This is a genomic window from Pseudonocardia sp. P-1, assembly GCF_058111925.1.
Genome location: NZ_CM176614.1, coordinates 4,774,911 through 4,799,219, shown reverse-complemented (window position 1 = coordinate 4,799,219; position 24,309 = coordinate 4,774,911). Strand labels below are relative to the sequence as shown.

18 protein-coding genes, 1 rRNA gene and 1 pseudogene are annotated in these 24,309 nt (G+C 74.6%); 12 read left to right on the top strand and 8 right to left on the bottom strand.

What is annotated here, in order from left to right; translation table 11 throughout:
- Positions 1-41: 41 nt before the first annotated feature.
- Positions 42-1,561 (bottom strand): 16S ribosomal RNA (locus AC0GKK_RS23585).
- Between the two features lie 516 nt (positions 1,562-2,077).
- Between AC0GKK_RS23585 and AC0GKK_RS23580 the strand changes: the two are divergent.
- The 4 genes and pseudogenes from AC0GKK_RS23580 to AC0GKK_RS23565 all read left to right on the top strand — a co-directional run.
- Positions 2,078-2,566: pseudogene (locus AC0GKK_RS23580) on the top strand (ATP-binding cassette domain-containing protein); the annotation flags it as partial.
- A 391-nt stretch (positions 2,567-2,957) separates the two neighbouring features.
- Complete coding sequence (locus AC0GKK_RS23575) at positions 2,958-3,632, top strand: ABC transporter ATP-binding protein (RefSeq protein ID WP_489882549.1); 675 nt, start codon at positions 2,958-2,960, stop codon at positions 3,630-3,632.
- A gap of 34 nt (positions 3,633-3,666) precedes the next feature.
- Positions 3,667-5,190 carry an ABC transporter substrate-binding protein gene (locus tag AC0GKK_RS23570; RefSeq protein ID WP_251786479.1) on the top strand — a complete coding sequence of 508 codons (1,524 nt, stop codon included), beginning with the start codon at positions 3,667-3,669 and terminating at the stop codon, positions 5,188-5,190.
- A 661-nt stretch (positions 5,191-5,851) separates the two neighbouring features.
- Positions 5,852-6,871, top strand: a complete 1,020-nt coding sequence (locus AC0GKK_RS23565) for an ABC transporter permease (RefSeq protein WP_489882548.1) — start codon at positions 5,852-5,854, stop codon at positions 6,869-6,871.
- Position 6,872: 1 nt separating this feature from the next.
- Here AC0GKK_RS23565 and AC0GKK_RS23560 read toward each other — a convergent pair whose 3' ends face one another.
- The gene (locus AC0GKK_RS23560) at positions 6,873-8,021 is read right to left on the bottom strand and encodes a fatty acid desaturase family protein (protein WP_489882547.1); all 1,149 of its coding nucleotides are present in this window, start codon (positions 8,019-8,021) and stop codon (positions 6,873-6,875) included.
- Between the two features lie 39 nt (positions 8,022-8,060).
- Positions 8,061-9,185 carry a ferredoxin reductase gene (locus AC0GKK_RS23555; protein ID WP_489882546.1) on the bottom strand — a complete coding sequence of 375 codons (1,125 nt, stop codon included), beginning with the start codon at positions 9,183-9,185 and terminating at the stop codon, positions 8,061-8,063.
- Positions 9,186-9,359: 174 nt separating this feature from the next.
- On the opposite strand from AC0GKK_RS23555, the gene AC0GKK_RS23550 reads away from it, so the two are divergent.
- The 7 genes from AC0GKK_RS23550 (at position 9,360) to AC0GKK_RS23520 (ending at position 17,112) form a co-directional block, all read left to right on the top strand.
- Positions 9,360-10,145: a MerR family transcriptional regulator gene (locus AC0GKK_RS23550; RefSeq protein WP_357547671.1), complete on the top strand. Its 786-nt coding sequence runs from the start codon at positions 9,360-9,362 to the stop codon at positions 10,143-10,145.
- A 21-nt stretch (positions 10,146-10,166) separates the two neighbouring features.
- A complete protein-coding gene (locus AC0GKK_RS23545; protein WP_489882545.1) occupies positions 10,167-11,930 on the top strand; it encodes an FAD-dependent oxidoreductase in 1,764 nt (587 codons plus the stop codon).
- Entirely contained in the window at positions 11,927-13,813 is a 1,887-nt protein-coding gene (locus tag AC0GKK_RS23540) for a maleylacetate reductase and hydroxyquinol 1,2-dioxygenase domain-containing protein (RefSeq protein ID WP_489882544.1), read from the top strand. Before AC0GKK_RS23545 ends, AC0GKK_RS23540 begins: the two co-directional genes overlap by 4 nt.
- Before the next feature lie 62 nt (positions 13,814-13,875).
- Positions 13,876-14,133 (top strand): hypothetical protein, encoded by a 258-nt coding sequence (locus AC0GKK_RS23535; protein ID WP_083658930.1) that lies wholly within the window; start codon positions 13,876-13,878, stop codon positions 14,131-14,133.
- 21 nt (positions 14,134-14,154) lie between these two features.
- A complete protein-coding gene (glmS, locus tag AC0GKK_RS23530; RefSeq protein ID WP_489882543.1) occupies positions 14,155-15,975 on the top strand; it encodes a glutamine--fructose-6-phosphate transaminase (isomerizing) in 1,821 nt (606 codons plus the stop codon).
- Positions 15,972-16,409, top strand: a complete 438-nt coding sequence (locus tag AC0GKK_RS23525) for an MOSC domain-containing protein (protein WP_489882542.1) — start codon at positions 15,972-15,974, stop codon at positions 16,407-16,409. Before glmS ends, AC0GKK_RS23525 begins: the two co-directional genes overlap by 4 nt.
- Before the next feature lie 115 nt (positions 16,410-16,524).
- On the top strand, positions 16,525-17,112 hold the full coding sequence (locus tag AC0GKK_RS23520; RefSeq protein ID WP_489882541.1) for a L,D-transpeptidase: 588 nt from the start codon (positions 16,525-16,527) through the stop codon (positions 17,110-17,112).
- Here the strand turns inward: AC0GKK_RS23520 and AC0GKK_RS23515 are convergent.
- The 4 genes from AC0GKK_RS23515 to AC0GKK_RS23500 all read right to left on the bottom strand — a co-directional run bounded on the left by AC0GKK_RS23515 (position 17,105) and on the right by AC0GKK_RS23500 (position 20,228).
- Positions 17,105-18,529: a DHA2 family efflux MFS transporter permease subunit gene (locus AC0GKK_RS23515; RefSeq protein WP_357440657.1), complete on the bottom strand. Its 1,425-nt coding sequence runs from the start codon at positions 18,527-18,529 to the stop codon at positions 17,105-17,107. The two genes, AC0GKK_RS23520 and AC0GKK_RS23515, sit on opposite strands and share 8 nt — an antisense overlap.
- Positions 18,526-19,131, bottom strand: a complete 606-nt coding sequence (locus tag AC0GKK_RS23510) for a TetR/AcrR family transcriptional regulator (RefSeq protein ID WP_489882540.1) — start codon at positions 19,129-19,131, stop codon at positions 18,526-18,528. The genes AC0GKK_RS23515 and AC0GKK_RS23510 overlap by 4 nt, the downstream gene beginning before the upstream one ends.
- 124 nt (positions 19,132-19,255) lie before the next feature.
- Entirely contained in the window at positions 19,256-19,885 is a 630-nt protein-coding gene (locus AC0GKK_RS23505) for a TetR/AcrR family transcriptional regulator (RefSeq protein ID WP_489882539.1), read from the bottom strand.
- A 67-nt stretch (positions 19,886-19,952) separates the two neighbouring features.
- Positions 19,953-20,228, bottom strand: coding sequence for a hypothetical protein (locus tag AC0GKK_RS23500; protein ID WP_346103426.1), 276 nt, complete (start codon positions 20,226-20,228; stop codon positions 19,953-19,955).
- 168 nt (positions 20,229-20,396) lie between these two features.
- On the opposite strand from AC0GKK_RS23500, the gene AC0GKK_RS23495 reads away from it, so the two are divergent.
- Positions 20,397-22,628 carry a WD40 repeat domain-containing protein gene (locus AC0GKK_RS23495; protein ID WP_489882538.1) on the top strand — a complete coding sequence of 744 codons (2,232 nt, stop codon included), beginning with the start codon at positions 20,397-20,399 and terminating at the stop codon, positions 22,626-22,628.
- On the opposite strand, the gene AC0GKK_RS23490 is transcribed toward AC0GKK_RS23495, so the two are convergent.
- Positions 22,543-24,168, bottom strand: a complete 1,626-nt coding sequence (locus AC0GKK_RS23490) for a long-chain fatty acid--CoA ligase (RefSeq protein WP_224401926.1) — start codon at positions 24,166-24,168, stop codon at positions 22,543-22,545. The genes AC0GKK_RS23495 and AC0GKK_RS23490 overlap by 86 nt on opposite strands.
- Between the last annotated feature and the right edge of the window lie 141 nt (positions 24,169-24,309).

The following is a 24,309-nucleotide window of genomic DNA, read 5'->3' as shown; positions in this document are numbered from 1 at the left end:
CAGAGTATCGTGGCGCCCCATCACATGATGGGACTCCTTAGAAAGGAGGTGATCCAGCCGCACCTTCCGGTACGGCTACCTTGTTACGACTTCGTCCCAATCGCCAGTCCCACCTTCGACAGCTCCCTCCACAAGGGTTGGGCCGCCGGCTTCGGGTGTTACCAACTTTCGTGACGTGACGGGCGGTGTGTACAAGGCCCGGGAACGTATTCACCGCAGCGTTGCTGATCTGCGATTACTAGCGACTCCAACTTCACGGGGTCGAGTTGCAGACCCCGATCCGAACTGAGACTCACTTTAAGGGATTCGCTCCACCTCACGGTCTCGCAGCCCTCTGTATGAGCCATTGTAGCATGTGTGAAGCCCTGGACATAAGGGGCATGATGACTTGACGTCATCCCCACCTTCCTCCGAGTTGACCCCGGCAGTCTCCCATGAGTCCCCACCATTACGTGCTGGCAACATGGAACAAGGGTTGCGCTCGTTGCGGGACTTAACCCAACATCTCACGACACGAGCTGACGACAGCCATGCACCACCTGCACACCAACCACAAGGGAAGCCCTATCTCTAGGGATGTCTGGTGCATGTCAAACCCAGGTAAGGTTCTTCGCGTTGCATCGAATTAATCCACATGCTCCGCCGCTTGTGCGGGCCCCCGTCAATTCCTTTGAGTTTTAGCCTTGCGGCCGTACTCCCCAGGCGGGGCGCTTAATGCGTTAGCTGCGGCACAGAAACCGTGGAATGGTCCCCACACCTAGCGCCCAACGTTTACGGCGTGGACTACCAGGGTATCTAATCCTGTTCGCTCCCCACGCTTTCGCTCCTCAGCGTCAGTATCGGCCCAGAGACCCGCCTTCGCCACCGGTGTTCCTCCTGATATCTGCGCATTTCACCGCTACACCAGGAATTCCAGTCTCCCCTGCCGAACTCAAGTGATGCCCGTATCGACCGCACGCTCAGAGTTAAGCCCCAAGTTTTCACGGCCGACGCGACACACCGCCTACGAGCTCTTTACGCCCAATAATTCCGGACAACGCTCGCACCCTACGTGTTACCGCGGCTGCTGGCACGTAGTTGGCCGGTGCTTCTTCTCCAGGTACCGTCAATCGCTCTTCGTCCCTGGCGAAAGAGGTTTACAACCCGAAGGCCGTCATCCCCCACGCGGCGTCGCTGCGTCAGGCTTCCGCCCATTGCGCAATATTCCCCACTGCTGCCTCCCGTAGGAGTCTGGGCCGTGTCTCAGTCCCAGTGTGGCCGGTCGCCCTCTCAGGCCGGCTACCCGTCACCGCCTTGGTAGGCCATCACCCCACCAACAAGCTGATAGGCCGCGGGCCCATCCCCCACCGAAAAAACTTTCCACCACCAACCATGCGATCAGTGGTCCTATCCGGTATTAGACCCAGTTTCCCGGGCTTATCCCAGAGTGGAGGGCAGGTCACCCACGTGTTACTCACCCGTTCGCCGCTCGTGTACCCCCGAAAGGGCCTTACCGCTCGACTTGCATGTGTTAAGCACGCCGCCAGCGTTCGTCCTGAGCCAGGATCAAACTCTCCAACAAAACCCTGACTTGCAACAAACAACTAGCCACAACACCCGACGGGATCGAATGCTGCAACCAAACAAACAATTTGGCACAAAACGCCAAACCGAATCAAAATAGCTCGACACACTGTTGAGTTCTCAAAAGACACCCGCACCACACTCACCCACCCCCAACAAGGAAGCAGGATCCTGAAGACGGATCGCCTTGACCCACAAAGGTAACCACACCGAGAAACTCGGTGAACCACCGGGGGTCGCCGTCCGCGGGGCCTGTTGACCGGGCCTCTCAGGGCCCGTTCTGTCCGGCTCACTCGCTGACGGAAAGAAAGTTACACGGTCCGTCGGACGCCGTTCACAGGGGGGTCGGTTTTCCGCATCGCCGCAGGTCAGCGGGCTCGTGGCGCCGCCACCCCGGCACGACGGGCCGACGGGCCGCAGGCGCGGCGTCGTCGCACCCCGTCCGGGACCGGGCCGGCGCGTGTGATCGGGACATCGGGGACAAACGATAACCGTCGTGGTTATCGTTCCGGTGATGTCGACACACTCGGACGGACCCGGCTCCGCCACCCCCCTGCTCGCGATCGAGGCGCTGACGGTCACCGTCGGCGGTCGCGACGTCGTCGACGGGGTGGGCCTGCGGGTCGGACCGGGTGAGCGGGTCGCGCTCCTCGGCCCGTCGGGGTCCGGCAAGTCCCTGACCGCTGCCGCGGTGCTCGGGCGCCTCCCCGCCGTCGCGTCGCTGCGGGGCCGCGTCCTGCTGGGCGGTACCGACGTGGGCGCGGTCACGGCCGCGCGGCGGGACCGCGCGGTCCGGCTGGCGGCCGTCGGGCAGGACACCCGCACCGCGCTCAACCCCCTGGTGGCGGTGGGGACCCAGCTGCGGGCCGCGGTGCGGGCCAACGGGGGTGACGACCGGCCCGGGGCCCTGCGGGAGGCCCTCGCGGCGACCGGCATCGAGGACCCCGGCCGCGTCCTGGGCGGGCATCCCGGCGAGCTGTCCGGCGGGCAGCGCCAGCGCGTGCAGCTGGCGCTCGCCCTGGCCTGCCGCCCGCACCTGCTGGTCGCGGACGAGCCGACCACGGCCCTGGACCCGGTCAACCGGCGGCGCGTGCTCGACCTGCTGGCGTCCGGCCTGGCCGGCACCGGGACCGCTCTGCTGTTCATCAGCCACGACACCGCCGCCGCGCACGAGCTCTGCGACCGCGCCGTGCACCTGCGCGAGGGGCGCGTCGTCGATCCCGCCCCCCTCCCGGCGCGCACTCCCCGGCCCGCTCCCGCGGCGTCCCCCGGTCCCGGTCGTCCGCTGCTCGTCGCCCGTGGCCTGCACCGCGTCCACCCCGGGCCCGGACGACGTCGCCCGGCGCCGGTGGCCGCGCTGCGCGGGGTCGACCTCACCGTGCACGCGGGCGAGCGTGTCGCCCTGGCCGGGACGTCGGGGGGCGGGGAAGTCCACGCTCCTCCGGATCCTGCTCGCCCTCGAGCCCGCCGACGCGGGGTCGGTCACCGCCGACGGCGCGGACGTCCGTCCCGGACCCGTGCGGCGGCTGCGTGCCTTCCGCCGCGCCGTGCAGTACGTCCCGCAGGATCCCGCCGGGTCGCTCGACCCACGGATGACCGCGCGCGAGCTCGTCGCCGAACCGTTGCGCCGCCTCGGGGGCCCGGCCACCCGGTCCGCGGCCGGGCAGACCCGTGCGGCCGCGGCCGCGCTCGACGACGTCGGCCTGCCCGCGGCGCTGGCCGACCGGCGTCCGGGCGAGCTGTCCGGGGGCCAGGCCCAGCGGGTCGCGCTGGCGCGCGCGCTCGTCGTCGGGCCGCGCCTGCTGCTCGCCGACGAGCCGGTGAGCGGGCTCGACCCGGCGCTGCGCGACCAGGTCGTCGACCTGCTCGCCGACACCTGCGCCGCTCGCGGCACCGGGCTGCTCCTGGTGTCGCACGACCTGGCGGTCGCGGCGGCGCTCTGCCCGCGCACCGTCGTGCTGCACGACGGCCTGGTCGTCGAGGACCGGCCGACCGCCGAGCTGCTCGCCGCGCCGCAGCACCCCGCCGTCGCCGCGCTCGTCGGCGCCACGGCGCCCCTGTCCGTCTGAACCGTCCCGCCACCCACGAACCCGGAGGACACCTGTGTCCCGACCCCGCCGCATCGCGGCAGCCCTCGCGCTCGGAGCGTCCGCGCTGCTGCTCACCGGATGCTTCGCCGCCCCACCGCAGACCGGCGGGACGGGCGCGGTCGGCGACCGCGTCGCCGTCGCGATGCTGCAGCCGCCCCGCTCCGGCCTGACCCCCTTCAGCGACGACGCGTTCAAGCTGTCCCGCTGGCGCACCGCCGAGACCCTGGTGCAGCTCGACGCCGCCGGCGACGCCCTGCCGATGCTCGCCACCTCCTGGTCCCGCGTCGACCCCACGACCTGGCGGTTCACGTTGCGCGACGACGTCGTCTTCCACGACGGCACCGCGCTGACCGCCGCGCACGTCGCCGACGTGCTCACCCGTGCGACCCGGGCCTCGCCGCCCCCGCGGATCCTCGACGGCGTCGACCTGGCCGCCCGCGCCGACGGCGACGACGCGGTGCTGGTCACCACCGGCGTGGCCGACCCGCTGGTCCCGCAGCGCCTGTCCAGCCCGCAGCTGTCCGTGCTCGCCCCCGCCGCCTACACCGGGGACCGCGTGGACCCGGTCGGGCACGGCTCCGGCCCGTTCCGGCTCACCGCGGTGCAGGGCACCACCTCGGCCACCCTCGACCGCCACGACGGCTACTGGGGCGAGCCCGCCCGCGTCGCCGGCGTCGACGTCACCTTCGTCCCGGACGGCACCGCCCGCGCGGCGGCGCTGCGCACCGGCACCGCCGACGTCGTCGAGGCCGTCCCGCCCGGCCAGTACCCGCTGCTCGACCCCGCGCTGGTGCACGAGGTCCCCATGCCGCGCACCAACACGCTCTACCTGAACACCGCCCGCGGCCCGTTCGCGGACCCCGCCGTGCGCGCCGCCGCCCGTGCCGCCGTCGACCGCGCCGCACTGGTCGCGAGCGCCTACGAGGGACGCGCCGACGTCGCGCAGGGCCTGCTCGGGCCCGCGCTGCCGTGGGCCGCGCCGCTGCGCGACGACCCCTCCTACGCGCAGGCGCTCGCCGCCCGCCCCGCGCCCGCCGCGGTGCGCGGCGTGCCGATCACGCTGGGCACCTTCACCGACCGCAGCGAGCTGCCCGAGGTCGCGGTGCTGCTGGAGCAGCAGCTGGAGGCGGCCGGGTTCGTCGTCACCCAGGACGTGCGCGAGTACGCGGCGATCGAGGCCGACGCGCTCGACGGCGCGTTCGACGCGTTCGTGCTGTCCCGCGCGACCGTGCTCGACTCCGGCGACCCCGTCGCCTACCTGGCCAGCGACTTCGGCTGCGGCGGCGGGTTCAACATCTCCCAGTTCTGCGATCCGGGTGTGCAGGCCGCGCTGGAGCGCGCCGCGGGCACCGAGGCCGGACCGGAGCGCCGCGCCGCGACCGCCCGCGCCGAGGCCGCCGTCCTCGCCGCCGACGCCGCCGTCCCGCTGCTGCACGAGCGGGTGATCCAGGGCGAGTCCGCGCGCGTCGACGGGGTCGCCCGCGACCCCCGCGAACGCGATCTGGTCACCACGGACACGGTGCTGGGGGCGCCGTGACCGCGGTGGCCGTCCCGGCGCCGGTCCGGCCGCGGCGGTCCGGACCGCGCGACGGCGCCGTCGTCGCGCTGTCGCGGGTGCTGGCCGGGGCCGCGGTGGTCGCCGGCGTCGGTGTGCTGCCCTGGCTGTCGCAGCGCTCCCCCGAGCTCGCCGTGCTGCGGGCCCGCTCCGCCGAGCAGGAGGCGACGCCGGCGGCGCTGGCCTCGATCCGCGCGGAGCTCGGGCTCGACGCCGGGCCGTGGGTGGTCGTCGGACGCTGGCTGTCCGGTGTCGCGACCGGGGACCTGGGCACCTCGTGGGCCTCCGGTGCGCCGGTGCTCGGGTTGGTGCTGTCCGGGCTCGGGGTGTCGCTGACCCTGGTGGGCTTCGCGCTCGTCGTCGCCGCGCTGGTGGCGGCGGTGCTGGTCGTCCCGGCCCTGCGCCGCGGTGTGCGCGGCGCGCGCGCCGGGACGGCGGGGGGCTCGGGTGCGGCCGGCGCCGCGCTGACGGCACTGCCGGAGTTCCTGCTCGCGACGTTCCTGCTGGTGGTCGTCGCGGTCTGGCTCGGCTGGCTGCCACCCTACGGCTGGGCGGGCCCGCGGTACGCGGTCCTGCCCGCGCTGGCGCTGGGCCTGCCCGCCGGCGGACCGCCGCGGCGGTGCTGCGCCGCGCGACCGCGCCGGTGCTGCCCCAGATCGGGCTGGTGCTGGTCGGGCTCACCGGCGGGGCCGTCGCCGTCGAGCAGGTCTTCGCCGTGCCCGGGCTCGGGCGCACGACCCTCGGCGCCGCGGCCACCCTGGACCTGCCGCTGCTGCAGGGCGGGGTGCTGGCCCTGCTCGCCGTCGCGGTGCTCGCCGGCGCCGGGGCGGGGGCCGCCCGCCGGGCGGTGCTCGGCCGGGCCGCCCGCACCGGTGACGTACCCGTCCCCACCGCGGTGACGGCGGTGCGCCGCTCCCGCTGGGTCGTGCCCGGGGTCGCGGGCGGGGTGCTCGCGCTCGTCGTGCTCGCCGGGCTGCCGCGCGACCCGTTCACCTCCGCCCACCCGCGGCTGGCGTCGCCCTCGGCGGCCCTGCCGCTCGGCAGCGACGCCGTCGGGCGCGACCTGCTCGCCCGGGTCGCCCACGGGGCGCTGCTCACCACGGGGACCGCGCTGCTGGTCGTGCTGGTGGCGCTGGTCGTCGGCGTGCTGATCGGGCTGGCGCCACGGATCGCGACCGGGTTCGCCGAGGTCGCGAACGCGGCGCCGCCGGTGCTCGCCGGTCTGGTCGTCGCCGCGGTGCTCGGCCCCTCGGCCGTCGGGGCCGCGGTCGGCGTCGCCCTGGTGAGCTGGGCGCCGCTGGCCGCGCACACGGCGTCGCTGGTGGCCGAGATCCGGGCGCAGCCGCACGTGCGGGTGCTGCCCGTGCTGGGCGTCGGGCCCGCCCGCGCGCTCGGGGCGCACGTGCTGCCCGCCGCGGCCGGCCCGCTGGTGCGGCACGCGGTGCTGCGGCTGCCGGGCACCGCGCTCGCGCTGGCCTCGCTCGGGTTCCTCGGCCTCGGCCCGCAGCCGCCGAGCCCGGAGTGGGGACGGCTGCTGGCCGACGGCATGCCCTACGTCGAGCGCGCCCCCTGGGCCGTGCTGGCACCGGCCGGGATGCTCGTGCTCGTCGCGGTACTGGCGGTGTCGCTCGCGGCCGCCGGACGGCGGCCGCGAGCGCGCTGAGTCAGGCCGCCCGGGCCGCCGCCGGGCGGCGCCGCAGCCCGCGGCGCTCCCGGCGGTGCTCGGACTCGCGGATCCCGCGCGCGGGCAGCGACAGCCGCCAGATCGACCGCGTGGCCTGCCAGAACTGCCGCGGGAACGGGCCCGTGGTGTAGGGCAGGTCGTACTTCTCGCACAGCGCCCGGACCTTCACCGCGATCTCCGGGTACCGGTTCGACGGCAGGTCGGGGAACAGGTGGTGCTCGATCTGGTAACCGAGGCTGCCGGACATGACGTGCATCAGGCGGTTGCCGGTGAAGTTGGCCGAGCCGAGCAGCTGACGCAGGTACCACTCGCCGCGCGTCTCCCCCTCCAACTCCTCCTCGGTGAAGACCTCGGCGCCGTCGGGGAAGTGCCCGCAGAAGATGATCGCGTAGGACCAGATGTTGCGGACGACGTTCGCGGTGGCGTTCGCGGTCAGCGTCGAGACCGCGGCGGGGCCGGTGAGCAGCGGGAACAGCAGGAAGTCCTTGCGCATCTGCCGGGCGTGCTTGCGGCCGACGTCGAGCAGCTTGCGGCGGAACTCCTCGGGGTCCTCCAGCTGCATCTTCAGCAGGCCGTCGACGTCGAGGTCGTGCAGCGACACACCGTGCTCGAACAGCAGCATCAGCAGGACGTTCCAGAACGGCTGCCCCAGGTAGGCGGGGTGCCAGGGCTGGTCGGCGCGGACCCGGAGGATCTCGTAGCCGACGTCCTTGTCCTTGCCGATCACGTTCGTGTACGTGTGGTGCAGGTAGTTGTGCGAGTGCCGCCACTGCTCGGCGGGGCACACGTTGTCCCACTCCCACGTCGACGAGTGGATCTCCGGGTCGTTCATCCAGTCCCACTGGCCGTGCATGACGTTGTGCCCGATCTCCATGTTCTCCAGGATCTTCGCGACCGAGAGCATGGCGGTGCCGGCGAGCCAGAGCGGCGGGATCCGGCTGCCGAACAGCGTGACCCGCGCGGCGACGTTCAGCCGCCGCTGCCAGGTGATCATCGTGCGGATGTAGTCGGCGTCGTGCTGGCCGCGACGCTCCTCGACGTCGGCGCGGATCGCGTCGAGCTCGTGCCCGATCGCCTCCACGTCGGCCTCGGTGAGGTGGGCGAACTCCTTGACGTCGGAGATGGCCACGACGTTCCTCCTGGGTGTGAGCGGTGTCGGGTCTCGGTGTCAGATCTCCAGGACGCAGTCACCGGCGGCGGCGGTGATGCAGGTCTGGATCCTCTCGGCGGGGGTGTCGGGGTCGCCGCGGCGTTCGGTGCCGTCGCGCAGGTCGCGCACCGAGCCCGACCGCAGGCCGACGGTGCAGGTAAGGCAGATGCCCATCCGGCAGCCGTAGGGCAGGTCGAGGCCGGCCTGCTCCCCGGCGTCGAGCAGGGTGGTGGCGCCGTCGATGTCGACGGTGGCGTCGGCGTCGCCCGAGGAGGTGGCGGCGGAGCCGCGGCGGACGAAGGTGACCGTGCCGCCCTCCGCCTCACCCCCGCGCAACGACGCGGAGAAGCGCTCGACGTGCAGCGCCGCGCCCCGGCCCGCGGACTCCCACAGGTCCTCGGCCTCGTCGAGCATCGCCTCCGGGCCGCACGCCCAGGTGCTGCGCTCGCGCCAGTCCGGGCAGTACTCGGCCAGCCCGTCGGGGGTGAGCCTGCCGTGCTCACCGGTGAGGTGCAGCTGCACCCGCAACGACGGGTGCCGCGCGGACAGGGCGTCGAGCTCGTCGGCGAAGATGACGTCGCCGTCGCGCGGGGCCGAGTGCACGAGCACCACGTCGGTGACGGTGTCGCGACGGTCCAGGGTCCGCAGCATCGCCATGATCGGGGTGATGCCGCTGCCCGCGGTGAGGAACAGCAGCCGCTCCGGTGGCGGGTCGGGCAGCACGAACTCGCCCTGCGGCAGCGCCAGGCGCACCACCGTGCCGGGGCCGACGCCGTCGACGAGATGGCGGGACAGGAAGCCCTCCGGCATCGCCTTCACGGTGATCGAGATGTGCCTGCGGTCGCGGCGCGGCTCGGAGGTCAGCGAGTAGGAACGCCAGTGGAAACGGCCCTCCACCTCGACGCCGATCCCGACGTACTGGCCGGCGCGGTGGTCGAACGACCACCCCAGGCCGGGACGGATGACCAGTGTCGCGGCGTCGGCCGTCTCGGGCACGACCTTCACCACCCGCCCGCGCAGCTCCCGTACCGACCACAGCGGGTTGAGCAGCAGCAGGTAGTCGTCGGGCAGCAGTGGCGTGGTGAAACGGGCGGCCGCCTTGCGTACGCGGCGCAGCCCCCTCGGCAGTACGGCGTCGGTCATGACCCACCTCGTCGTCGCGGTCGGGGACCATCGGACCCGATCTCGGTGACGACGGCAAGTTGGGACGGCGACACCCCCGTCACCAGTGACGACGGCGTCGGCCTCCGACCTGCGGGAACGTTACATCGGTTTCTCCAACAACGATGTCGAGATCGACTGTCTAGGATCGTCCGGGTGGCGGACTTCCCGATCGAGGAGCTGGCCCGCCGGGCGGGGATGACCGTGCGGACGGTGCGGTCCTACATCACGCGCGGGTTGCTCCCGCCGGGCGAGCGGGCCGGCCGGGCCGCCCGCTACACCGACACCCACCTCGACCGGCTGGACCTGGTCAACGGGCTGCGCCGGCGCGGCTTCTCCCTCGGGGCGATCGAGGTGCTCGTCACCCAGGACCCCGGACGGACCGCCGAGGAGGCGCTGCGGCTCTACCGCGGGATGCTCGCCCCGTGGCAGCCGGAGGAGCCCGTCGAGGTCGACGGGACGGAGCTGCCCACCCACCTCGGGCTCGACCCGGACGCGGTGTCGGCCGACGAGCTGGTCCGGCACCTGTGCGCGACGGGCGTCGTCGAGACCGCGGCGCACGGACGGCTGCGCATCCTGCAGCCCGACCTCGCCCGGGCCGCCGCGGAGGCCGTACGGCTGGGCATCCCGCCCGCCGCGCTGGTGGGGCTGCGCCGGCGCCTCGACGACCACACCGGCGCCGTCGCCGAGATGTTCGTCGAGCTGTTCGCCCGGCAGGTGTGGGACGAGCACGTCGAGGCCGGGCTGCCCGCCGGCGACGCGCCCCGGATCCAGCAGACCGTCGAGCAGCTGCAGCCGGTCGCGACACTGGCGCTGCTGTCGTCGTTCCGCTCGCGCATGCAGGACGCGATGGACGCCTTCATCGCCCGGATCTCCGACGACATCTCCCCCGAGGCCGGACGCGCGATGGGGATCCGGACGACGGACCTGGACGATCGTTGACTCTTCAACGATGATGCGCCGGTGAGCACCGTGACGACGGACGTCCTCGTGATCGGCAGCGGGCCCGCGGGCTCCTCGGCCGCCCTGTTCCTCGCCGGTCTCGGCGTGGACCACCTCGTGATCACCAAGTACCGGTGGACCGCCGACACCCCGCGAGCGCACATCACCAACCAGCGCACCGTCGAGATCCTGCGCGACCAGGGGGTGGAGGCCGACGTCGTCGCCGAGGGGACGCCGTCGCACCTCATGGGCGAGACGGTGTTCTGCACCGCGCTCGGCGGCGACGAGCTCGGCCGGGTCCGGACCTGGGGCACCCACCCCGCGCGGCGCGCCGACTACACCGTGGCCAGCCCGTCGTCGCACTGCGACCTGCCCCAGAACATCCTCGAGCCGATCCTGGTGGGCCGGGCCGCCGAGCGCGGCAGCCGGGTCCGCTTCGACACCGAGTACAGCCATCACGTCCAGGACGACGACGGCGTCACCGTCACCGCGCGCGACCGGCTCACCGGGGCGGAGCTGACGATCCGGGCCCGCTACGTGATCGGCGCCGACGGTGGGCGCAGCGCCGTCGCCCGGGACGCGGGCCTGCCCTTCGACGGCCGCGGCGAGCTCGCGGGCAGCATGAACATCGTCTTCGACGCCGACCTCACCGCGCTGGTCGAGCACCGGCCGAGTGTCCTGTACTGGGTGCTGCAGCCCGGTGCCGACGTCGGCGGCATCGGGATGGGCGTGCTGCGCATGGTGCGGCCGTGGACCCGCTGGATGGCGATCTGGGGCTACGACCTCGCCGGTCCCCCGCCGGAGCTCGACGACGCCGCGGCGACGGCGATCGTCCACGACCTGATCGGTGACGACTCCGTGCCGGTGACGATCCGCTCGACCTCGGTGTGGACGGTCAACGAGCAGTGGGCCACCCGCTACCGGTCGGGCCGGGTGTTCTGCGCCGGTGACGCCGTGCACCGCCACCCGCCGTCGAACGGGCTGGGCTCCAACACCTCGATCCAGGACTCCTACAACCTGTGCTGGAAGCTGGCGATGGTGCTGCGCGGCACCGCCGGGCCGGGGCTGCTGGACTCCTACGACGCCGAGCGCGCCCCCGTCGGCGAGCAGATCGTGCGTCGCGCCAACCGCTCGGTGGAGGAGTTCGGCCCGATCTTCACCGCGCTCGGGCTCACCCCGGGTGCCGATCCCGAGGCCATGCGCGCCTCGATGGCGGCCCGCGCCGACGACTCCCCCACCGGGGCCCGGCGGCGCGCCGAGCTGCGGGCGGCGCTGGAGGCCAAGGACTACGAGTTCAACGCGCACGGCGTCGAGATGGGTCAGGCCTACACCGGCCCCGGCGTCGTCGCCGACGGCACGCCCGAGCCGCCGCCCGAGCGCGACCCGGAGCTGTTCTACCGGCCGACCACCCGGCCCGGGCACCGGCTGCCGCACTGCTGGCTGGGCCGCGACGGACACCGGGTCTCCACCCACGACATCACCGGCAAGGGCCGGTTCGCCCTGCTCACCGGCATCGCGGGCGGTGCCTGGGCCACGGCCGCGGACACCGTCGCCGCCGAGCTGGGGATCGACCTGGCCGCGCACGTGGTCGGCCCGGGCCGCGAGCACACCGACCTCTACGACGACTGGGCCCGGCTGCGCGAGGTCGGCGAGGACGGCTGCGTCCTCGTCCGCCCGGACGCCCACGTCGCCTGGCGCAGCGACGCGCTCGTCGCCGACCCGGCGGCCGCGCTGCGCGAGGTGCTGGGGAGCATCCTGGACCGGACCCCGGAGGTGACCGCATGACCGGCTTCGTCCACGACCCCTCCCCCGCGCGGGTGGTGTTCGGCCCCGGCACGCTCGACGACCTCGCCGCGGAGGTGACGCGGCTCGGCCGGTCGCGGGTGTTCCTCGTCGGCGGCCGCCACCCCGCGGGCGCGGCGGACCGGGCGCGGGCCGCGCTCGGGTCGCTGCTCGCCGGACGGTTCGACCGGGCCGCCGTGCACACCCCGGTGACGGTGACCGACGAGGCGCTGGCGGCGTTCACCGCGGCCGGGGCGGACTGCGTCGTCGCGATCGGGGGCGGCTCGCAGATCGGGCTGTCCAAGGCGCTCGCGGTGCGGACCGGTGCGGACCAGGTCGTCGTCCCCACGACGTACTCGGGCTCGGAGTGCACCGCGGTGCTCGGCGAGCTGGGGGTGGACACGCCGGGGGTGAAGACCACCCGGACCGACCCGGCGATCCGGCCGGAGACCGTCGTCTACGACACGACGCTCGTCGCCGACCTGCCGTCGCGGGTGGGGGTGCCGAGCGCGGTGAACGCGCTGGCACACGCCGTCGAGGCGCTGTGGAGCACCGACCGCGACCCGCTGACCGACGCCGCCGCCCTGGAGTCGGTGCGGCTGCTCACCGCGGGGCTGCGCGACGGCGACACCGACGCGCTGCTGCGCGGAGCGTGGCTGGCCGGGACCTGCCTGGACCGGGCCGGCATGGCGCTGCAGCACAAGCTCGCCCACACCGTCGGCGGCTCGCTGGACCTGCCGCACGCCCCGACCCACGCGGTGCTGCTGCCGCACGTGATCGCCCACAACGCCGCCGCCGCACCGCGGATCGCCGAGGCGCTCGGACCGGACCCGGCCGGGACGGTGTTCGACCTGCTCGTCGCCGCCGGCGGGCCGACGTCGCTGGCCGGGCTGGGCGTCGACGAGGCCGACCTGGACCGGCTCGCCGACCAGGCCGTCGCCCGCCCGTACCCGAACCCGGTGCCGGTGACCCGCGACGGTGTGCGCGCGCTGCTCGGGCGGGCCTGGGCCGGGGAGCGGCCGGGCGACCCGGTGCGCGCCACCCTGGACGCGCTGACCGCGCAGGTCACCGCGTCGTTCGGCGGGCCCGACGAGCGGCTCCGCACCCTGCTGGCCGCGCTCGCGGCCACCCTGCACGGCTACGCGCGCGAGCACGACCTGACCCAGGACGAGTGGCAGGCCGCGATCGACTTCCTCACCCGGACCGGGCATATCACCGACGAGCGGCGCCAGGAGTTCGTGCTGCTCTCGGACACCCTCGGGCTGTCCAGCGTGGTGGACGTGCTGACCAACTCCCGCACCCCGGACACCACGTCCTCGGCCGTGCTCGGGCCGTTCTACACCGACGGCCCGCCGGAGCTGGACCAGGGAACCGACGTCTCCGCGGGGAAGAAGGGCACCCCGCTGTGGGTGGACGTGGTCGTCACCGACACCGGTGACGAGCCGGTCGCCGGGGCGGTCGTCGACATCTGGCAGTCCGACGAGGACGGCTTCTACGACCTGCAGCTGCCCGAGACCGAGGGCCCCGTCCTGCGCGGCCGGTTCCGCACCGACGACGCGGGCCGGCTGCGGTTCCGCTCGATCCTGCCCGCCGCCTACCCGATCCCGGCCGACGGACCGGTCGGGGAGATGCTGCACGCCACCGGACGGCACCCCTTCCGGGCGCCGCACCTGCACTTCCTCATCCAGGCGCCGGGGCACCGGCAGCTGATCACGCAGCTGTTCGTCGCCGGTGGGGAGCACCTCGACTCGGACACGGTGTTCGGTGTGAAGGAGGACCTGGTCGTGGACTTCGCGCCGCGCAGCGGCCCGATGCCCGACGGCGTCGAGCCCGACGGGGAGTGGCGGCTGCTGGAGTTCACCTTCCGGATCGCCCGCGATCGCTGATCCCTGCCCGATTCCGGGCAGATTCCTGGCCCTCCGCCTCACGGCCGGTCAGGATCGGCGGCGTGGATCCGGATCTCGTGCGGCACGTGGCCGCCACCACCGGGCTCGCCGAGCCGGTGGCGGCCCGCGTGGTCGCCGACGTCGTCGCCTACTTCGGCGAGACCACCGAGGAGTTCGTCCGCCGCCGGCACCGCGAGCTGCAGGCCCGCGACCGGCGCAACGACGAGATCTGGCCGCGGATCGCGGCCGAGCTCGCCGCGCGGGTGGTCGGCCCTGGTGACGTCTCCCAGCGGCGGCTGCGCCGGATCGTCTACGGCTGAGCGGACGACGGGGGAACGTGCATGTGCGGGATCGTGGGTTATGTGGGGCCGCGGGAGGCGGCGGGCGTGCTGCTCGACGGGCTGTCCCGGCTGGAGTACCGGGGCTACGACTCGGCGGGCCTGGCCGTGGCGCACCGTCGGAAGGTGACGGTGCGGCGCACCGCCGGGCGGGTGGAGGACCTGCGCACGCTGCTGGGTGACGCCCCTCCACCGGGCCGGTCGGGCGTCGCACACACCCGGTGGGCCACCCACGGCGAGCCGAGCGAGGCCAACGCGCACCCGCACACCGACGCGTCCGGACGGGTCGCGATCGTGCACAACGGCATCGTCGAGAACGCCGAGGCGCTGCGTGCCGCGCTCACCGCCCGCGGGGTCGTGCTGCGCAGCGACACCGACTCCGAGGCGCTCGCGCACCTGGTCGCCGAGGCCCTCGCCGGCGGGGCCGCGACCCTCGCCGACGCGGTGCGCACGGCGCTCGCCGGCGTCGAGGGCACCTACGGCCTCGCGGTGCTCGACGCCCGCACCCCCGACGAGATCGTCGTCGCGCGCAACGGCAGCCCGATCGTGCTCGGGATCGGCGACGGCGAGATGGTCGTCGCCTCGGACCTGGCCGCGGTGGTGCGGCACACCCGGAAGGTCGTGTTCCTCGACGACGGCGAGATCGTCACCGTGCGCGCCGACGGCATCGAGGGCTCGACCCGCATCAGCCCGACCACCGTCGAGACCGGTTCCGAGGACTACGCGCTCGGCGGCCACCCGGACTTCCTGGCCAAGGAGATCGCCGAGCAGCCCGACGCCCTGCGCCGCGCGCTGGCCGGGCGGCTCGACACCCGGTTCGCCACCGCCCGCCTGGGCGGCCTGGGGATGGACCCGCGCGAGCTGCGCGGGGTCCGCCGGGTGCTGTTCCTGGGCTGTGGGTCGGCCTACTACGCCGGGGAGATCGGCGCCGGGCTGGTCGAGCAGCTGGCCCGGATCCCGGCGACGGCCGAACCGGCCGGGGAGTTCCGCCACCGCAACCCGGTCGTCGACCCGGACTGCCTCTACGTCGCGGTCAGCCAGTCCGGCGAGACCGCGGACACCCTCGCCGCGGTGCAGGAGCTGCGGCGCAAGGGCGGCCGGGTGATCGGCGCGGTGAACGTGATCGGCTCGGCGATCTCCCGCGAGTGCGGCGCGGGGGTGTTCCTGCACTCCGGGCCGGAGGTGTCGGTCGCCTCGACCAAGGCCGTCACCACGATGAGCGTGTCGTTCGCGATGCTCGCGGTGCTGCTGGGCCGGGTGCGCGACCTCTCGGTGGCCGACGGGCGGCGGCTCCTCGACGGCCTGGCGGCGCTGCCCCGCCACGTCGAGGCCGTACTCGCCGAGGACGCCGCCCACGGCACGGTCGCCGCGGTCGCGCAGCGCTGGGCGCACGCGTCGTCGATGTTCTTCGTCGGGCGCACGCGGTGCAGCCCGGTCGCGCGGGAGGGCGCGCAGAAGCTCAAGGAGATCTCCTACTGCCACGCCGAGGCCTACCCCGCCTCGGAGCTCAAGCACGGCCCGCTGGCGCTGGTCACCCCGGACATGCCCAGCGTCGTCGTGGTGCCCGACGACGAGCTGCTCGCGAAGAACGTCGGCACGATCGAGCAGATCCGGGCCCGGGGCGGGCCGGTGATCGCGGTGACCGACGCCGAGCTGCCCGCCGGGCTCGCCGACGCCGTGCTGCGGGTGCCGCGCACCGAGCCGGAGCTGGCCCCGGTCCTGCTCGGGATCCCCATGCAGCTGCTGGCCCGGCACGCCGCCGTCGCGCTCGGACGCGACGTGGACCGGCCGCGGAACCTCGCGAAGTCGGTGACGGTGGAGTGAGGGTCCTCGGGCTGCACGTCGCCGCCGAGCGGGGTGCGCCGATCCACGACGTCGAGCGGGTGGAGGTGGTCGCGGGCAGCGGTGTCGTCGGCGACCGGTACTTCGGCACCCGGCACCGGCACGTCTCGGTGCAGAGCCGCGACGAGCTCGACGCCGCGGCCGACGCGCTCGGCGCCCCGGTGCCCTCGGGCGGCACCCGGCGCACCGTCACCGTCGACCACGGCACCGTCCCGACGACGCCCGGCACCCTGCTGCGGCTCGGCGACGTCGAGGTGGAGGTGGCGCGGAAGGCCGCACCGTGCCGGGTCATGGAGACCGCCGTCGGGCCGGGGGCGCGGCGCGCACTGCACGACCGCGGCGGCGCGGTCTGCCGCGTGCTGACCTCCGGTGCGATCGCCGTCGGGGACCCGGTGCACATGCCCGACGGGACGTGACCCGTCCGGTCACCGGCCGTCACCCGTCGGTGACACACCGATGTGGGCGGACCGTCACGGGAGCCCCGTCCGTGCGTTGGAGAGGGGGACGGACGTCGACGAGCGGGGAGCACCGGTGACGGAACCGATCAGGCGCCGGAGGACGGCGGCGACGATGGCGGGGCTGGTCGTCCTGGCCGGGGTCGCGAGCGCCGGGGTCGCCGCGGCCGACGCCGGCGCGACCGCCGCCTCGGACGTCGCCGAGGGCGAGAGCAGCCAGGTCGCGCGACAGACGCACGCCGAGTCGCCGGTGCCCGGCACGCCGTGCTCGGTGTCGGCACGGGCGTGCGTGGACCTGGACTCGCAGCGGGCCTGGCTGATCACCGACGGCACCGTGTCCTACGGTCCGGTCCCGGTCGCGTCCGGCGGGGCGGGCCAGGAGACCCCGGTCGGGCACTCGTTCCGGGTGTACCGCACGTCCGCCGACCACCGCAGCGGCGAGTTCGACACCCCCGACGGAGAGCCCGCCCCGATGCCGTGGTCGGTGTTCTTCGCCGACGGCGGCGTCGCGTTCCACGGCGGCGACCGGGACCGCGCCTCGGCGGGCTGCGTCAAGCTCGACCCGGAGCCGGCGGAGGAGTTCTTCGCCGGGCTCCGGGTCGGGGACAAGGTGCAGGTGCTCCGCGCCGCCACCGAGCGCGAGCACCGCGCCGCCCTCAGCTGACCGGCGCCTCCGCCACGGTCCGGCGGCGGACCAGCAGCGACAGCAGGACGGCCAGCACACCGACCCCGCCCGCGACGGCGAACGCGGCGTGCAGCCCGGCCGCGTCCGGGGAGGCCCCGGTGGCGGCGGAGCCCAGCGCGGCGACGGTGACGAACAGGGCCGTCCCCAACGCGCCCGCGACCTGCTGCAGCGTGGACAGGATCGCGCTGCCGTGGGAGTACAGCTCGTCGGGCAGCGAGCCGAGCGCCTCGGTCATCAGCGGCGTCATCATCAGCGCGAGCCCGCCCATCAGGACCAGGTGGAAGCCGACGACCACGCCGAGCGGGGTGCCCGGACCGAGGGTGGAGAACAGCAGCAGACCGGTCGCCATCAGCACCGCGCCGGGGATCACCAGCGGGCGGGCGCCGACGCGGTCGAACAGCGCGCCGACCGGGCGGCCGAGCAGTCCGAGCAGCAGCCCGCCGGGCAGCACCACGAGCCCGGAGACCAGCGTGCTCGTCCCGAGCACGGTCTGCAGGTAGAGCGGCAGCAGCACCGCGGCGACGCCGATCAGCGACAGCAGCACCAGCGCGGTGAGCACCAGCGCCACGACGAACTGGCGGCGCCGGAACGGGCGCAGGTCCAGCAGCGCGCGGTCGGAGCGCATCAGCCGCAGCTGGCGCAGCACGAACACCGCCAGCGCGACCAGCCCGACGACGACCGGCACCCACGGCGGGAGCCCCCCGCCGCCGTGGCCGCCCAGCGAGGACAGCCCGTAGACCAGGCCGCCGAACCCGACGGCGGACAGCAGCACCGACACCACGTCGAGCGGGACCGGGCGGCCGCCACCGTCGATGCGCAGCCACCGGGCGCCGGCCGCCGTGGCGAGCACGGCCAGCGGCAGGACCAGCCAGAACATCCAGCGCCAGCCCAGACCGGACAGGATCGCGCCGCCGATCGTCGGACCGACCGCGGGCGCGACCGCGATGACGATCGTGATCGTGCCCATCGTCGCGCCGCGGCGCTCCGCGGGCACCAGACGCAGGATCGTGGTCATCAGCAGCGGGATCATCATCGCCGTGCCGCCGGCCTGCACGATGCGGCCGACGAGCAGCACCGCGAACCCGGGCGCGAAGCCGGCGATCGCGGTCCCCGCGGTGAACAGCCCGAGCGAGGTGAGGAAGACCTGCCGCGGGGTGAAGCGGTCGAGCAGGTAGCCGGTGGTGGGGATGACCACGGCCATCGTCAGCAGGAAGCCGCTGGTCAGCCACTGGGTGGTGGTGGCGGGGACACCGAGGTCGACGCTCAGGTCACGCAGCGCGACGCTCAGCACGGTCTCGTTGAGGATCATCACGAACGCGGCGCCGACGAGGACGGCGATCAGCGGTCCGGTCCGGTTCGCCGGTACCGGTTCGGTACGGGACGGGGTGGTGGTCACGCGGGATCTCCTGCCCGGGGAAGGGTCGTGGTGGCCGCGCGCAGGGCGCGGCCGAGTCGGTCGACGGGGTCGGCGCACCGGACGCCCGCGGCGAGCTCGACGGCGAGGTCCTCGCCGCTGATCCGCAGGGCGGCGGCGACGGCGGCGGCGTGCACCCGGACGTCCAGGTCGCCGGGCTCGCGGCCGGCGCGGGCCGCGATCACCTCGGCGAGCACCGGCTCGGCCCGCTCGTGCACCGCCAGCCACACCGCCCGCAGACCGGGCTCGGTGCGCGACAGCGCGATGACGGCCATCGCGGCGTCGGCGTCGGCGGCGTCGACCGGGTCATCCGGCGGGCGGTACTCGGCGAGCAGGTGCTCGTCGAGGCCCACCCCCGCCGGCCAGCGCCGCAGCGTCGCGACGACGGCGTCGATGCTGCGGGCGAGGAGCGGCTCCACGCAGCTCTCCTTGGTGCGGAACCAGCGCCACAGCGTCCGGCCGGACAGCCCGACCTCCTCGGCGATCCGCTCGCCGCTGGTGGCGTGCACGCCGTGCTCCCGGAACAGCGCCACAGCCGCACGGGAGATCTCCAGGCGCTGCAGCTCGCGCCGGCGGTCGCTCATCGGCGCCCGCCCGCGTCTGGTGTCGTCGAGTGTCTTCATGTCACTGCCTGACAGTAATGAGATCGGCCGGGACCGACCACGAGACGCTCGTCTCACAGTGCCTTTTTGGCAGTGTCTGCCAGACCTACGCGGTGCGGGTCGGCCCCTGACCGGCCGCGCGTTCGCCGTCGACGCCGTGGGTCGCGGCGTCGACGGCCGCCGACAGCCGCTCGCGCAGCTGCGCGGCCGGTGGACGGCGCCCGTCGGCGGTGGCGGCGGCGATGTCCTCGGTCGCGACCCGCAGCGCCCCGTTGAGCGCGGCGGCCTGCACCCGCACGGCGACGTCGCCGGGATCACGGCCGAACCGGCCGGCGAGGATCCCGGCGAGGACCGGCTCGGCCCGCTCCTGCACGACCAGCCAGATCGCGCGCAGCGCGGGCTCGTCGCGGCTCATCCGGATCACGGCGAGCACGAGGTCGCCGTCGTCCGGGCCCGCGTCGGGGTGCTCGGCGTAGTCCGCGGCGAGATGCTCGGTCAGCCCGACGCCCGCGGGCCAGCGGGCCAGGCTCGCGGTGAACGCGTCGGTGGTCAGGCTCAGCACCGGCTCGACGCAGCTCTCCTTCGTGCGGAACCAGCGCCAGAACGTGCGCGCCGACAGCCCGACCGCCTCGGCGATCTGCTCCCCGCCGGTCGCGGCGACGCCGTTCTCGCGGAACAGCCGGATCGCGGCCCGGGAGATCTCCAGGCGCTGCAGGGTGCGGCGACGGTCGCTCATCGGCCGCCGTCCGCGCCGGACCGCCGTCCCCTCCGTCACACCGCACCCCCGAGTGCTCGCCGGGCGGTCAGCCTAGACGGCGGGCGTTGGCCCGCACCCGGGTGCGGATCGGCTCCAGCGCCCGCTCGAGGGTCTCCGGCCCCGGCTTCGAGGTGACCAGGACGACCGCGGCCCGGGAGAACCCGTCGACCTTCTCGGCCCACATCCGGTGGAACTCGCGGACCTCACGCGCCGGGGGCGGGAAGCCCGAGGTGAGCATCCGGGCGGTGCGACGCGCGATGACCAGCGGCGCGAACACCGCGATCTCGGCGAGCGAGAGGACGGCACGAGTGGTGGCGGGCACGGGACGGACGGTAGCCCCTGCCCCCGACACCCACGGGCCGCGCGCCGGTCACCGAGGGCTCGCCGCCGGTCACCGCCGGTTCGGGTGGCGACACCCCCTCCCGCGTTAACGATGGGGCGCGGGGCCACGACAGGTAACCGAACGCGACCCCGGGGAGGGCTCACACGCATGGCCGTCGAGACGTTCTGGGACGGGCTGGAACGGCGCATCGCCGCCGGCGAACCGCCGTACGGGGAGCACCCGGGCGTCGCGCCGGACGGGGTGACACCCGAGGCGCTGCGCCGCGTCCTGGACCTCGAGGCGCACCACCTGCGCCGCTCCGGCACCGCGCCGGTCGCCCAGCACCTGCTCGCCGGGGCCGTCCTGGCCGGGGAGGCCGCGCTGGCCGGGGCCGCCCGGGCCCGGCTCACCGCCCAGGGCGTCCCCGCGCTGACCACCCGCTGGCGCACCCGGCCGCCGTCGGCCGCGCTGAGCCGGGTCCTGGAGGGCCACGGGGACGCGGTCGTCGCGCTGCTCGCCGGACCGGACGGCCTGTTGCTGTCGCTCGACGCCTCCGGTGAGAGCGGTGCCTGGGACGCCGGGACCGGGCACGCGGTCCCGGACCCGCTCGCCGGGCCCGGCGGTCCGCGGCCCCCGGCCTCCGCGGTCCACGCCCGGACGGTCGCCCTGTCCCCCGACGGCGGCCTGGTCGCCCTCGCCGGTGACGACCCCGAGGTGCGGGTGCTGGCCACCGACGGCCCGGCCCGCGGCGCCGAGGTCACGACCCTGGCCGGGCGGCCCGGCCCGGTGACCGCGCTCGCGGTGACCGGGACCGCCCCGACCCGGGTGGTCGCGGGCGGCGCCGACGGCGCGGTGCGGGTGTGGGACGTGACCAGCGGCGCGGCCGTCTCGGTCGCCCGCGGGCACGCCGGCCCGGTGACCGCACTGACTGCGACCGGCCAGGGCACCGTCGTGTCCGGCGGGGTGGACGGCACGCTGCGGTCCTGGGACCCGGCCACCGGGGCCCCGCTGGGGCTGCTGGAGGGCGGGCCAGCCGTGGTCGCCGTGGTGGTGCCGACCGCGGGGCAGCTGCTCGCGGCCACCGCCGACGGTGCGCTGCACGTGTTCGCGCTGGTCGACGGGGTGCCGCAGGACGCGGTACGGCTCGACGTCCCCGGCGACGGCGTCGCCGCCACCGCGGCAGCGTGCGCCGGTGAGGGCCGGGTCGTCGTCGGGCGGGTGGACGGGACCGTGCAGCTCGTCCCGACCAGCGGCCCCGGCCCGGTCGCCGAGCTCGCCGGGCACGGCGCCGCGGTGCGGGCGGTCACCGCCGACGCCGCGGGCACCGTCGTCGCGACCGGGGACGACCACGGCCGCGTCCTGGTCTGGGACTCGGCACGGGCCCGGCCGGGTGCCGGCGGGCACGCCGGGGTCTCCCCCGCGGTCGGTGCGGTCGCCGCGGGCTCGGGCCTGGTCGTCTCGGCCGGTCGCCGCTCCGACGGGCTGCTCGCGCACGACCCGGCCACCGGCGCGCGCCGCTGGGGCGCCCCGGCCGGTGCGGGCCCGCTGTGGTTCGACCCGTCCGGCACGAGGCTGTTCGCCGTCACCGGGACCGCGACCGTCGAGGAGCGCTACGCGACGACCGGGGTCCGGGCCGGTGCGGTGTCGCTGCCCGGCCGTGTGCTGGCCGGGCGGGGCGCGCTGGTCGTGACCGGCGAGCCGGACGGCACGGTCGCCGTGCGCGACGCGCGCAGCGGGCGGGCCTTCCGCACCACCCGGCTGCCGTCGGCACCGCGGGTGGCCGCGCCGACCCCCGGCGGGGCGACGGTGCTGCTCGCCGCGGACGGCCTGCTGGCCTGCTGGCGGCCCGCCTCGGCGGAGGTGGTCACGGCGGCGCTGCCGGCCGGGCTGGTCACCGCCGTCGCCGTCGACGACGACGGCTGCCACGGCGTGGTCTGCGACGCCGACGGCCGGGTGCACGTCTGGCGGGCCGGGTCGGCCGCGGTGACGACGGTGCGCGCCGACGCGGCGCACCTGACCGCGGCCGCCGGTGCGGGCCGGTGCCGCGCGGTGACCGCGGGCTCGGACGGCACGGCGGTGCTGTGGGACCTGACCTCGGCGACGGCGCTCGGCCGGGTGCCGCTGGACGCGCCGCTGACCGCGGTCGCGGTGGGGGCGGGACGGTGGTCGTCGGCGACGGGTGCGGCGAGGTGCACTGCCTCGACCTGCTCGCCGGGGCCGCCGCGGCCGTCCCGGACGGTGTCATCCCCGAGCAGGGCGGCGCGGCCGTGGTCCCGGCGCCACGCACCGGGACCACGGACCGCGAGGCGGCCGCTCAGCTCAGCGAGTAGCCCTCGAACTTCTCCCGCAGGGTCTTCTTGGAGAACTTGCCGACGCTCGTCTTGGGCACCTCGTCGATGAACTCGACGGCGTCGGGGAGCCACCACTTGGCGACCCGGTCGGTGAGGAAGGCGAGGAGCTCGTCGGCGGTGAGGGTCTCGCCGTCCTTCACCACGACGCAGGCCATCGGGCGCTCCACCCAGCGCTCGTGCGGGATCGCGATGACCGCGGCCTCGGCGACCTTCGGGTGCGCCATGATCTCGTTCTCCAGCTCCACCGAGCTGATCCACTCACCACCGGACTTGACCAGGTCCTTGGTGCGGTCGACGAGCTTGACGTAGCCCGAGCCGTCGACGACGGCGACGTCGCCGGTGCGCAGCCAGCCGTCGGAGGTGAACTGCGTGCCGCCGCCCTCGCCGCGGTAGTATTCCGAGGCGATCCACGGGCCCGCCACCTGCACCTCACCGCTGGTGGTGCCGTCCCAGGGCTGCTCGGCACCGGTCTCGGGGTCGGCGATGCGCAGGTCGACGAGCGGGACCGGGGGGCCCTGCAGGGCGCGCACGGTGGCCTTGTCGTCGTCGGACAGGTCGTCGTGCTGGGAGCGCAGCACGCCCAGGGTCGCCACCGGCGAGGTCTCGGTCATCCCCCATCCCTGCAGGACCGGCAGGCCGATCGCGGTGCGGAAGCCCTCCGACATCGACTTCGGCACCGCCGAGCCGCCGCAGAGCAGGACCCGCAGCGACGAGCAGTCGTACTCGCCGAGCCTGGGCAGCAGGCCCATCCAGATCGTCGGGACGCCCGCGGCGACGGTGACCCGGTGGTCCTGGATCAGTGTCAGGACCGCGTCCGGGGTCATGCCGGGCCCGGGCAGCACGAGCGAGGTGCCGGCGAGCAGGCAGCCGTAGGGCAGGCCCCAGGCGTTGGCGTGGAACATCGGGACGACCGGCAGGACCACGTCGCGCTCGCAGAGCCCGACGCCGTCGGCGAACAGGGTCGCGAGCGAGTGCAGCAGCGTCGAGCGGTGCGAGTAGACGACGCCCTTGGGGTTGCCGGTGGTGCCGGAGGTGTAGCACATGGCGGCGGCGGTGTTCTCGTCCTCCACCACGAACCGGCCCGCGAACGGCTCGGCCGCGGCCAGGAGCTCCTCGTAGAGCCGGATGCGCGGGTCGTCGGGGATCTCGGTGGGCGCGCCGTCGTCGATGACGACGACGTGGCGCACCGTGGTCATCCGGTCCACGTGCGGCCAGAACAGGCCGAGCAGGGAGCGCTCGACGAACACGACCTCGTCCTCGGCGTGGTCGGCCACGTAGACGAGCTGGTCGGGGAACAGCCGCAGGTTGAGCGTGTGCAGGACCCGGCCGGTGCACGGCACCGCCAGGTACAGCTCCAGGTGCCGGTCGGTGTTCCAGCAGAACGTCCCGACCCGGCCGTCGGCGGAGACGCCGAGGGTGTCGAGCACGGTGGCCAGCCGGCGGGTGCGTACGGCCCACTCGGCGACCGTGGTGGTGCGGACCGTCCCCGCCGGGGTGGCGGTGACGATCTCCTTGTGTCCGAAGTACTGCTCGGCACGGTGGAAGACGTGCGGCAGCGTCAGGGGACGGTCCTGCATCAGACCGAGCATCGTTGCTCCTGGGGGCTTCCGGGGTGGGGTCGGCCCGACCCTACCGTAACTCGAGATATGGATTGGACTATCCGGTCACTGCATCCGGGGGTCGCGAACGCGACGTCCGGAGTAATCGGACACCCGCTGTCAGCAGGCGTG

Coding starts and splice junctions, on each gene's coding strand:
- AC0GKK_RS23555 (WP_489882546.1), bottom strand. CDS start 9,185: ATGACCGACGCCGTACTGCCGAGGGGGCTGCGCCGCGTACGCAAGGCG.
- AC0GKK_RS23505 (WP_489882539.1), bottom strand. CDS start 19,885: ATGAGCGACCGTCGCCGCACCCTGCAGCGCCTGGAGATCTCCCGGGCC.
- AC0GKK_RS23495 (WP_489882538.1), top strand. CDS start 20,397: ATGGCCGTCGAGACGTTCTGGGACGGGCTGGAACGGCGCATCGCCGCC.
- AC0GKK_RS23490 (WP_224401926.1), bottom strand. CDS start 24,168: ATGCTCGGTCTGATGCAGGACCGTCCCCTGACGCTGCCGCACGTCTTC.
- glmS (WP_489882543.1), top strand. CDS start 14,155: ATGTGCGGGATCGTGGGTTATGTGGGGCCGCGGGAGGCGGCGGGCGTG.
- AC0GKK_RS23510 (WP_489882540.1), bottom strand. CDS start 19,131: ATGAGCGACCGCCGGCGCGAGCTGCAGCGCCTGGAGATCTCCCGTGCG.
- AC0GKK_RS23540 (WP_489882544.1), top strand. CDS start 11,927: ATGACCGGCTTCGTCCACGACCCCTCCCCCGCGCGGGTGGTGTTCGGC.